Genomic DNA, 11,874 nt, shown 5'->3' on the forward strand with positions numbered 1-11,874 from the left:
AGAAGTATTTTGAGATGGTTCAGTTCAACTATTGAATTAGCTGCGGATAAATCTGTCGCCAAGCCAATACAGTAGAAACGCTCAACCACAATAGTAACCACACAACCTGTAAATACCAGAATTGAGGTAAGCCCAGCGACCAACGTAGCAGGTCAACTAGTGCTGATAAGGGTAAGATATTAGCAACATAACCCAGCAGTGGTGGTAGGGTATTGCGTGGGAAATAAGTGCCGCACAGAGTAAACATGGGAACGACAAATAAAAAGATTGGTACGTTAATTTGATCGACAGTCCGCACCGTACCCGCAGTAAACAGCCCTAGCGCACCGAATACCATACTACCCAAGATAATTAAAGGTAGAGATCCCAGCAAATGCCAACCCGAGTATAGCCCTAAACTCATTGCAACTAGACCGGTCACTGTTCCTGCCATTGAGCCTTTTGTCGTTGCCCACAACCAATCGCCCAAGAAGACTTCAGTAAAACTCAGAGGTGCGGTGAGTAGTGCTTGCCATGTTTTTTGGTAACTCAAACGGATGAAACTACCGAAAGAACCTTCAAAAAAAGATTGAAAGAGTACTCCTACTGCAATCATGCCGGGGGCAATAAATTGTAAGTAGCTAACGGTTTGCCCTTGATAAGTTACATCGCCAATTAGAGGGGTTAAACCGTAGCCGAATGCAATTAAATAGATCAAAGGCTCGGATAATGGTGGCAAACTGTTAACTAACCAAGTTTTTTGATACACCTTGGCATGACGATGCCAGACAGAATATATACCCCAAGCTGTAACTGAAATCCGTTTCATGCCAGTGCTGTTCCTGTCAGTCTTAAGAAAACATCTTCGAGATTAGTAGAACGACGAATGGGCGGAGTTGGAGTTATGGTACGGAGCTGCTGCCAAAATTGGGGATTTGCTGGTAGCCCAAGCAAAAAGCTATTGCCAAATGGATGATACCAAGTACCTGCTTGTTGGGCGAGCTGTTGAATCGTTGACTCAGGAATCCCGATAATTTCCGCCACTTCTAAACCTACTGTACGTTCGATTAACTCTGCGGGCGTGCCGCGATCGAGAATTTTGCCCTGCTGGAGTAACAACAAGCGATCGCACAGCCGTTGTGCTTCATCCATATAATGGGTTGTCAACAGCACTCCGCAACCATTTTGTTTCAAGTGCAGTACCAAACGCCAAAAATCTTGTCGTGCATTTGGGTCGAGTCCTGTTGTCGGCTCGTCGAGAAATACGACTTGAGGGTGGTTAATCAAAGCGCGTGCTAGCACCAACCGCCGCTTCATCCCGCCTGAAAGTTCGTCAACTAGAGAGCTGCCACGGTCTTCTAATCCTACCAGAGCCAACAATTCCCCGGCACGTTGACGTGCTGCCGCTCCGGTAATTCGATAGTGGTGAGCGAAATATGTTAAATTTTCCCAAACTGTAAAGTCAGGATCGAGATTGTCTTCTTGGGTAACAATTCCCATTTTTGCTCTAGCTGCTCGTCCCTGCAACTGAATTTTATTTTGCCCTAACTGGACGAAGCCGCGATCGGGTCTGACAGAGCCATAAAGCATTCCGACAATCGTTGTTTTTCCCGCACCGTTGGGACCGAGCAAGCCTAAAATCTCCCCTGGATTGAGGCTGAAGTTGACTCCCTGCACGACTGGGCGATCGCGATAGGATTTCCACAAGTCGTAGGCTGCGAGCGCTACAACTTCAGTTTGCGACGATCTGGTAATGCTAGTCATGAATTGTTGTACTGACTTAGGGCTGTTGTTGGCAGATAGCTCGAAAAAATCATGCTATCCCCCTTGTAATACATTGTAGTATATCAAGGATGGTTGTATGTCTGGCAGGGGAGATGATTCTAACTAATGGTAGAATTTTTTGTCAGTTATCAGTGAAGAAAGGGTGTGGGGTGTAGGGTGTAGGGTGTAGGGTGTGGGGAGAATTCGGGAGCGCGGAATTAAATTCTCCCTAGTCTCCTCTGCACCTGAAGCTCCTGAAGCCCCTCTGCACCTGAAGCTCTCTTTTCCCTACTCCCTGCTCCCTGCTCCCTACTCCCTGCTAAAATTAGATGACAAAAACCAAGAACGTTAGAATCAAAATTCTCGCTACAGGACTTGCGATTGGTTCGTGTATTGTCCCCCTACAAGCACAAGCAAAAACTCCTTTCAGTCAGATCGTCGTGTTTGGCGATAGTCTTTCCGATACGGGGAATACATTTCAAGCTACAGGCATTCCTCCCAGTCCGCCGTACTCTGAAGGACGTTTCTCTAACGGTCCAGTCTGGATAGATTATCTGGCAGACAATTTAGGTTTGAGTAGCGATCGCCTTACAAATTACGCTTTTGGTGGAGCCACTACAGGCAAGAATAACACTACTGCTCCACTACCTCCCAACACACCTCCTTTACCAGGATTGCATCAGCAGCTGGAAAATTTTAAGGCTAAGCATACCAAAGCCGATCGGAGAGCGCTTTATGTGATTTGGGTGGGAGCAAATGACTATTTAGGAGGCGGAGTCACCGATCCGTTCTTACCAGTTAACAACATTACATCAGCAGTAAGTACTCTCGCAGAGCGTGGGGCAAGACATATTTTAGTGGTAAATCTACCGGATTTGGGACTCATCCCCGCTACTAGGAATAATCAAGAAATTGCTAACAACCTGAACGCTTTAACTCAATTTCATAACACTGGCTTAGCAGCAACTTTGCAAGTCTTGAATAAGAGAACTAATACTAATATTGTCTCCGTGGACGTGAATTCTCTATTCAGACGCGCGATCGCCAATCCATCTGAGTTTGGACTGACCAACGTCACCGATACTTGCTTGACTCCAACAAGCGTATGCAGCAATCCTAACGAATATCTCTTCTGGGACAATTTGCACCCCACAACTGGAGTCCATGCGTTAGTGGGAGAATTAGCTTTATCTAGCCTCAAATCTGCATCTACTTCTAAATCATCTTCTAAATCCTCATCTTCTGAATCATCAACTGCTGGATTAAATGCATTCGTGTTGGCTACCCTCGGGACTGCGGCAGGGACTACGGTATCGCTGTACAAGAACAAGAGATGAGGAACAATTATCGAAGATCGATGGAGTTAATCGCTCACCTCTTGTTACTGTAGAGGCATTGCAGACAACATCTCTACACCTCATTCTCATTAATCCTCCGTGTCTAACTACGATCGCCTATTTACCACTATCGAAGAATTAGTCATGCATCACTCTCCCAGTGGAGTCGAGGCAGAGATTAATCAATTCTTGCTCGATCGCTTCTCTGCCTTGGGGGTAGAAGTGTGGTTAGATCGTGCTGACAATATTATTGCCAAAATTCCTGGGCGAGATGCCCAAGGTGCGATCGCGATTACTGCCCATAAAGATGAAATTGGCGCAATTGTCAAGAGTGTAGGCGATGATGGGTGCGTAGAAGTTAGAAAACTAGGCGGTGCTTTTCCTTGGGTATATGGCGAAGGAGTCGTGGATCTGCTGGGAGACAACGAAACTATTAGCGGCATTCTCAGCTTTGGTTCCCGCCACGTTTCCCACGAGTCGCCCCAAAAAGTGCAGCAGGAAGATACGCCTGTAAGATGGGAAGATGCCTGGATTGAAACTATGCGTACTCCTGAAGAACTCGCAGCTGCGGGAGTTCGTGCGGGTACGCGAATGGTAATTGGCAAGCATCGCAAGCGCCCGATCGGATTAAAAGACCATATTGCCAGCTACACTTTAGATAACAAAGCTTCCGTCGCGATCTTGCTAGCTTTAGCTGAGAGAATTAAACAACCAGCAGTAGATATCTATTTGGTAGCTTCGGCAAAAGAAGAAGTGGGAGCAATTGGGGCGCTATATTTCACACAGCAGCAACGCTTGGATGGATTAATCGCCTTAGAAATCTGCCCTCTCTCTTCAGAATATCCAATTCAGTCTGGGGAAGCGCCCGTAATTTTGTCTCAAGATGGTTATGGAATTTACGATGAAGGTTTGAACCAACAACTGCGTCATGCAGCAGAAGCAAAGAATGTTCCCTTGCAGTTAGCAACCCTCAGTGGGTTTGGCAGCGACGCTTCGATCGCCATGAAATTTGGACACGTTGCGCGTGCTGCGTGTTTGGCATTTCCAACGCAAAATACTCACGGATATGAGATTGCTCATTTAGGAGCGATCGCTAACTGTATTGAAATTCTCCAATGTTTTTGCGAAACGCAATTTGTGAATAGTTGATAGTTAATGGTTAATTGTTAGCAGCAATTAACCATTAACTATTAGCCATTAACCATTCTTCCGCCTTTTGACTGTCTACAGGCTGAGAAAATAAATATCCTTGCCCTAAATCGCAGCCAAGTTGTTGTAGTTTTTCTAACTGCAATTGGGTTTCAATGCCTTCTGCTACTGCATCTATGCTCAAACTGCGTGCTAGTGTAACGATTGTCTGGACGATTTCAGCGTGACGGCTAGATTCGAGATGGTTGACAAAAGAGCGATCGATTTTCAGCGTATCGATGGGTAGATCGTGCAGGCGACTGAGAGAAGAGTAACCCGTACCGAAATCATCGATACACAGTTTCACTCCTAAAGCTTGGAGACGTTCTAGTGACTGTGGGGCTAAGTCTGCTGTTTCTAACAAGCAGCTTTCGGTAATTTCGAGTTTTAAACATTCTCCTGGCAGTTGAGTTGTCTGTAAAATTTGCTCGATCCGTTCGGCTGCATCTGCTTGTTTGAGTTGTTGCACTGACAAATTAACGTTGACTGCAAGGCTATGATATTTAGGAAATCGTTCGCGCCAAGTGTGTAATTGCAGACAAGCTTGATGCAATACCCACCAACCCAAAGAATCGATTAATCCAGTTTCTTCTGCAACTGGAATGAATTCTGTTGGTGCGATCCAACCTTGCTGGGGATGATACCAGCGGATTAAAGCTTCAAATCCAGTCAGACAGCCGCTAGAAAGTTGAACGATCGGTTGATAATGCAGGGATAATTCTTGTTGGGCGATCGCCCGTCGTAAATCGCTTTCTAATTGCAAACGGGCGATCGCGCGGGCTTGCATTGCGGGGGCGAAGATTTGATATCGTCCTTTATGTTGCTCTTTAGCATGATACATGGCTGCATCCGCATCTCTGAGAACATCGCTTGCTCGTTCGTAATTCATCGTGCTGAACGTGATGCCAATACTTGCGCTGGTAAAAACTTCATATTCAAGCAGTCGATACGGTTGTTTTAAGCGTGCTTGAATTCTGTCTGCTACCACAGTCGCTTCTTCAAGATCGCGAATGTTTTCTAGTAGAATTACAAATTCATCGCCTCCGAGTCGCGCTACTGTATCTGAGGCACGTAAAGTAAGTTTTAACCTGCTAGCAACACTTTTAATTAACTCATCTCCTACCAAATGCCCTAAACTATCATTCACAACTTTAAAACGGTCTAGGTCGATAAACAGTAAAGCATAGAGATAATCTGGATAGCGTTTGTGCATTTTGATTGCTTGTTCTAAACGCTCGATCAACCAAGCACGATTGGGTAAATCGGTGAGGGGATCGTGAAAGGCATCATGCAGTAGTTGTTCTTGTACTTGTACGAGATGATTTTGAGCGATTTGCAGTTCTTGCAACGACTTTTCTAACTGACTTGCTTTTTCTCGCTCTTTCATTTCCGATTGCTTTAAGTCTTGATAGAGTTGGGCATTTTTTAAGGAAATTGCAGCTTGAGAACACAGCAACCGCAAAGTTTCTAGGCGATCGCCCGTAAATGCACCTGTAATGAGATTATTTTCTAAATAGAAAATGCCTACGAGTTGATTTTGATTCAAAATAGGCGCGCACAATACCGATTTAGGTTTATGTAATTGAACATAAGGATCGCCGGCAAAATTGTAACTATCAATAGTGTTTTGCAGAATGACATCAAGTTTATGCTCGGCTACATAGTTAATTAAAGACATTGGTAGTAGATCGCTTGTTGCTGGTATGGGGAACGATATCATCTGCTCGGCTGACGCGACAGATATAGCTGCTTCTATGACTAGCTTTCGATCTCTAACTAATAATAAAAAACCTAACTCCGCGCCTGCATTCTCGATTGCAGTTTGCATTATTTTATGAATTAAATCTTGAAAAACAATTTCGCCAGAAATGATTTGCGCGGCTTTAATGAATGTATTCAAATCGAGTAAGCGATCGGATGTATGAATATTAATGTTATGGCTTGCAGTGAATTTATGAGACTGATTTGTCAAAGTAAACAGTAATTGAGCATATTTGGTATCTAAAGCCTTTACTTTAGCTGTCGCACCCCAGACTAAATAACAGGATCTAGCATTTAAAAGATGAATGCGAGCAATCGTGTCTTTACCTAATTCTAAATAAAATTTGGCTGCTAGTTCATTTGCTAATGCTTCTTCTTGCAAATATGTATGTTTTTGAGCTAAAGCAATGGCGCGATCGTAATCATTTATTGCTCGCACAAAATTGCCAAGAACTCGATGACTCTCGGCTTCAACTAAATAATACTTATGTAAATAATTCATGGGCGCAGAATCTGCCCATTTTCGCATTTGCCTTTGATTCATCTTGACAATTTTTAAAATGCGCTTTTTTTGCCAAGCTGAAGTAGAGTTATATGTAGATATTAAAGTTAAAGAATCATAGAAATTAAAGACAGGTAAAGATAGAGAAGCAATGACACCATCAATATATTTTTTTGCTTGCAATGCATTTTCAGTAGCACGATCGTATGCTTCGAATAGATAATTGAGTGCGAGTTTCTGACAATATAAGTGAAATAAAGCAGTTTTATGATTCACTGCTAATAGTAATGACAGCATCTTTTTTTCGTCGTAGTACTTGCCACTAAAAAAACACGGATTTTCTGTTGTTCCCAATAAATTTGCAACAGATTGTCTATAGAGTTGTAGTAAATGCGAGGCTGTCTCTTGTTTGAGGCGATCGCTTGCTTGCAAATACGTTTCCATTTCTTGTGCGAGTGCTGTCAATTCCTTGCCAACAAAATAGGAATGGTAGCAGTAAATAAATCCGCAATAGGCAGCAAATTCAATGTCGCCAGTATCTAGTCCACTTCGATAAGCTTCTATGAGGGATGGTAAGCCTTCTCTAACATGTTCCTTCCAGTGTCGAATAAAATTATTAAACACCATGAAGGTTCTAGCTTTTAATTCCTTTGCCTGAAACTTTTCTAATAGATCTAAAGCAAGTTTACCAAATTGATAGCCAGCGTCAATATTCCCCAATACGCCACATAACATCACTCCATAACTGGCATAACCATAAGCAGACATTGCTGTATTGCCATATTTTAGCGAGAGATTGACTCCAGCAAATGCCAATAAAGGAGCGAATTGCGGTGCAGCATTATATGTAGGCGAACCGGCTATTCCCATGATTTTCATAGCTGCTAATGTGTGGGGATTGCTCATAGGCGGCAAATTAATTAGTGCCTCAATGTGTTTATGGCATAAGATAGATTTGGTGGCGATCGCCGCTAGTAAAATCTTAAATTTACTTGCTCTGTGAGGTAGATTAACTCCTAAAAGCCGCAAGGCATATATTGCTATGTTGACAGCTGCAAGTGGTTTTCCTTGAGCAACATGAGCAAGAATTTTAATTTCATAAACTTTAACTTTATCTAATAAATCTTTTGCTTGTTGTATTACGATATCTATATAATTTTCCGTTGAGGTAAATTTGCCACACAAATATGCTGCTTCCGCTGCTTCTAAAAACAAAGCAAGGGAAAGCTCGTATTGTCGTTGCCAGCTTTTTTCCTCAATCAGTTTGATACCCAAACTTGCATAACTCAATGCTGATTCATAGGCGATGGATTCTTTAGCTTTCTTGGCAGCAGTTAAGTTGAGTGCTGCTAATTCATCTTTTTCAGTTTGGTTTTGTAACAAAAAGATACTAAAATTCAGATGATTGACAATATCGAAAATTTTTTCTTCTTGCTTGTCTGATGGAGTATTTTGTAGTAGGGTTCGACCAACTATTTGATGTAAAGTTTGTTTTGTACCTTCTGGGAGCGACGAGTAGGCGGCTTGTTGAATGCGATCGTGAGCGAATTTATATCTCACTGTTAATATTCGTGTTTGAGAAATACCTAACTCAATTGCCATGCGATCGTTGCCAATAGGGATAATTAAACTAGCAGCGATCGCTGGTTGTAGAAGTGCCACTATGACTTCAGCAGGTTTTGTCATACAGCCAACTAAAGTAGATAACTCAAACGAACTACCAATACATGCTGCTAGTTTTAAAATTGGTTGTGTATTGTCATCGAGCTTTTGAATTTTCTTAACGAGAAGTTCGGTAAGATTATTATGAGTTGCTTGAGCTAGTTGAATTTCTGTTAAATCCCAGTACCAAATTTGTCTCGCTCGTTCAAATTTTAATAAGTTTTCCGCTTCTAAATAAGCCATAAACTCATTAATAAAAAATGGATTACCATGAGTTGTTTCTAAAATCAGTTTTGCTAAAGGCTCTGTCACCTCGCGATCGCACTTGAGAGTTTCAGAAAGTAGCTGATTAATGTGAGATATATTCAGAGGTGTTAAAGAGATATAATGAATTGTGACTCCAAATTTGGTTAACTCTTCTATACTCAAGCTGAGAGGATGAAAAACATTAACTTCATTGTCTCGATATGCCCCAATCAAAAATAAATCCTGCTTTCCTTCCGTGACTAAAATCTGAATTAATTGTAAAGTAGCTCTATCTACCCACTGAAGATCGTCTAAAAAAATTATGAGTGGATGTTCTGCTTGGGCAAATACTTGAATCAACTTTTGAAATACTAATTTAAACCGATGCTCTGCTGCTGTTGGGTTTAAAGTTGCGATCGCTGAGTGTTGACCTAAAAGCAATGATAAATCGGGAACAACATCGATCAGAACGCCGATATTCTCTCCGCAAGCAGTGAGAATGCAATCTCGCCACTTTGCTAATCGATCTGAGTCTTCTAATAAGAGTTGACGAACTAATTCTTGCAGTGCTTTAATTAAGCCAAAATAAGGAATGTGCCGTTGATATTGCTCGTATTTTCCTTGGACAAAATATCCTTTTTTTTGAGTAACTAATTTAAAAGTTTCCTGTACGAGAGATGATTTGCCAATTCCAGCATATCCACGGACTAAGACTAATTCGGGTTTGTATTGGTAATTGGTAATTGGTATATTTCTCTTTTGTCCTCCTTGTCCTTCTTCACAGACTCTCTCAAAAGCCGCTAATAGAATCTCAATCTCTCGTTCTCTACCATAAAGTTTTTGAGGAATTTGTAGTTTTTCGGAAATATCTTCTTTGCCTAATTCAAATTCTGTAATAGTATGATTATTCTCTAATTGCTGCCAACAATTTTGTAAGTCTGCTCTGATTCCCCAGGCACTCTGGTAACGGGCTTCAGCGGTTTTTGCCAATAGTTTTATAACAATTTGTGAAAGAGCTAGAGGGATACTAGGATCGATTTGGTGGGGCGGAATTGGCTGCTTAGCAAGGTGACAATGAATGAGTTCTAAAGGATCGTCAGTATCAAATGGTAGTTGGTGGGTGAGTAATTGATAGAAAGTTGCTCCTAAAGAATAAAAATCTGTTCGATAATCAACATTGCGGTTCATTCTGCCAGTTTGTTCTGGAGATATGTAACTCAGAGTTCCTTCTAAAATACTAGGATGACCAAAATTAGGAGTTTCTTTAGATAAAACAGTAGCAAATCCAAAGTCAGTAATTTTGAGTTGCTTAGTAGCAGAATTAAAAACTATATTAGCCGGACTAATATCTTTATGAATTATATTTGCTGCATGAATTTTGCCTAAACTCTCTACTATGAGAATGGCAATTTCGAGAAAATCTTTGAGACTAATCTTTTTAGCTTTACTGAGAATTTCTAAAGACTCACCGCCAAAATCTTCTAAAGTAATTAATACAGTGTTGTGAAAATTTTCTAAACTGTAAGTTTTTACGACTCCAGATAAATTTAAAGAATGGGTAATCTCATATTCTTGCTTGTACCGAATCAGTTCTTCTAAGCTAGGTTGCTCTGCTTTTAAAATTTTCAGAATAATTGGTTGACGATCGCGGATTCGCCACGCTCGGTAAACCACCGAGCGATCGCTTTCGTAAATTTTGTTAATAATCTCATAGCCAGAAATAGCGATCATACTCGCTTTTGCTTAAAAAAGTGTATTTTAAATAACACGCAAAAAAATTGCCTACAGCAATTTTTCGGAGTCAGTGCATAATTAACTTCAAACAAGTTTGCACTAATTAACATTTTGTGAATAAAATTGGATGGCTAGGAATAGTTGACAATAAACAGATTATAGTTTGGCGTGCGATCGCGCTCGATGTCAGCGATCGCTACAATATCTTTATTTCATCAGCAAATAGCAAGAGAAGGAATAGGCAATGATTCCAGGTGAAACGCTCGTCCAGCCAGGGGAAATCGAATTAAATGTAGGTCGTCCCACGACTATTTTACGAGTAGCAAATACAGGCGATCGCCCGATCCAAGTTGGTTCTCATTATCATTTTTTTGAAGTCAATCCTGCCTTAGAATTCGATCGAGAACGGGCAAAAGGGATGCGTTTAGATATCCCCGCAGGTACGGCTGTCCGGTTTGAACCAGGAGACGAACGGGAAGTTACCATTATCCCCTTAGCTGGAACCAGACAAGTCTATGGCTTCAACGGTAGTGTCAATGGGGCGCTGGAGGGATAGTTTTCGTAGAGTTTGTGAAACCTATATAAATTTTTTCTCGGTATTTTCTGTATCTGTATGGTTCAATCTCCTATAGACTCTGACAAGGAATATCTATGAGCTATCGCATGGATCGCCGCGCCTACGCCGAAACCTTCGGTCCCACAACAGGCGATCGCATCCGTCTTGCCGATACAGAATTATTTATCGAAGTCGAACGAGACTTTACCACCTACGGTGATGAAGTCAAGTTTGGCGGTGGTAAAGTCATCCGCGATGGGATGGGACAATCTCCCATTGCTAATGCTGATGGTGCTGTCGATTTAGTCATTACCAACGCTTTAATCCTCGATTGGTGGGGTATTGTCAAAGCCGATATCGGGATTAAAGACGGCAAGATTTACAAAATTGGCAAAGCTGGCAATCCTTACATTCAAGACAACGTAGATATTATTATCGGTCCTGGTACGGAAGTCTTAGCGGGAGAAGGCGCAATCGTCACGGCTGGGGGGATCGACAGTCACATTCACTTTATCTGTCCCCAGCAAATTGAAACGGCGATCGCCTCTGGTATAACGACAATGATTGGCGGGGGTACGGGACCCGCTACAGGTACGAATGCCACAACTTGTACCCCTGGACCCTGGAACATTTACCGGATGTTGCAAGCTGCCGATGCTTTTCCCGTCAACTTAGGATTTCTCGGTAAGGGTAACAGCAGTCAACCCCAAGGCTTAGTCGAACAGATTGCAGCTGGGGCAATGGGTTTGAAGTTGCACGAAGATTGGGGAACGACTCCCGCCGCGATCGATACTTGTTTGGATGTCGCTGACGAGTACGATGTCCAAGTTGCGATTCACACCGATACCCTTAACGAAGCTGGGTTTGTTGAAACTACCATCGGCGCTTTTCAAGGACGGGCGATTCATACATACCATACAGAAGGGGCTGGCGGCGGTCACGCCCCAGATATCATTAAAGTTTGCGGTGAAGCCAATGTTTTACCTTCTTCTACCAATCCCACACGCCCATACACTCTCAATACCCTGGACGAACACTTAGACATGTTGATGGTTTGCCATCACCTCGATCCAAGTATTGCCGAAGATGTCGCCTTTGCCGAATCGCGCATTCGTCGAGAAACGATCGCGGCGGAAGATATTTTG

The 11,874-nt window shown here is 42.3% G+C and carries 8 protein-coding genes; 5 read left to right on the forward strand and 3 right to left on the reverse strand.

What is annotated here, in order from left to right; all coding sequences use genetic code 11:
• Nucleotides 1-28: 28 nt before the first annotated feature.
• Complete coding sequence (locus ACRC32_RS19790; RefSeq protein ID WP_438555578.1) at nt 29-808, reverse strand: ABC transporter permease; 780 nt, start codon at nt 806-808, stop codon at nt 29-31.
• Nucleotides 805-1,743, reverse strand: a complete 939-nt coding sequence (locus ACRC32_RS19795; protein ID WP_438555579.1) for an ABC transporter ATP-binding protein — start codon at nt 1,741-1,743, stop codon at nt 805-807. The genes ACRC32_RS19790 and ACRC32_RS19795 overlap by 4 nt, the downstream gene beginning before the upstream one ends.
• A 329-nt stretch (nt 1,744-2,072) precedes the next feature.
• On the opposite strand from ACRC32_RS19795, the gene ACRC32_RS19800 reads away from it, so the two are divergent.
• Together ACRC32_RS19800 and ACRC32_RS19805 are read left to right on the forward strand one after the other, a co-directional pair.
• A complete protein-coding gene (locus ACRC32_RS19800; protein ID WP_438555580.1) occupies nt 2,073-3,080 on the forward strand; it encodes an SGNH/GDSL hydrolase family protein in 1,008 nt (335 codons plus the stop codon).
• A gap of 99 nt (nt 3,081-3,179) precedes the next feature.
• Entirely contained in the window at nt 3,180-4,229 is a 1,050-nt protein-coding gene (locus tag ACRC32_RS19805) for a M42 family metallopeptidase (RefSeq protein ID WP_438555581.1), read from the forward strand.
• A gap of 34 nt (nt 4,230-4,263) precedes the next feature.
• On the opposite strand, the gene ACRC32_RS19810 is transcribed toward ACRC32_RS19805, so the two are convergent.
• The gene (locus ACRC32_RS19810) at nt 4,264-10,170 is read right to left on the reverse strand and encodes an EAL domain-containing protein (protein ID WP_438555582.1); all 5,907 of its coding nucleotides are present in this window, start codon (nt 10,168-10,170) and stop codon (nt 4,264-4,266) included.
• A gap of 116 nt (nt 10,171-10,286) precedes the next feature.
• On the opposite strand from ACRC32_RS19810, the gene ACRC32_RS19815 reads away from it, so the two are divergent.
• From ACRC32_RS19815 to ACRC32_RS19825, 3 genes are all read left to right on the forward strand, one after another.
• Nucleotides 10,287-10,421: a hypothetical protein gene (locus tag ACRC32_RS19815; RefSeq protein ID WP_438555583.1), complete on the forward strand. Its 135-nt coding sequence runs from the start codon at nt 10,287-10,289 to the stop codon at nt 10,419-10,421.
• On the forward strand, nt 10,418-10,729 hold the full coding sequence (locus tag ACRC32_RS19820) for an urease subunit beta (protein WP_438555584.1): 312 nt from the start codon (nt 10,418-10,420) through the stop codon (nt 10,727-10,729). Before ACRC32_RS19815 ends, ACRC32_RS19820 begins: the two co-directional genes overlap by 4 nt.
• A gap of 95 nt (nt 10,730-10,824) precedes the next feature.
• Nucleotides 10,825-11,874, forward strand: a 1,050-nt coding sequence (locus ACRC32_RS19825) for an urease subunit alpha (RefSeq protein WP_438555585.1), incomplete at its 3' end; no start/stop codon positions are given.

The organism is Chroococcidiopsis sp., from assembly GCF_051657925.1.
Lineage (GTDB): Bacteria > Cyanobacteriota > Cyanobacteriia > Cyanobacteriales > Chroococcidiopsidaceae > Chroococcidiopsis.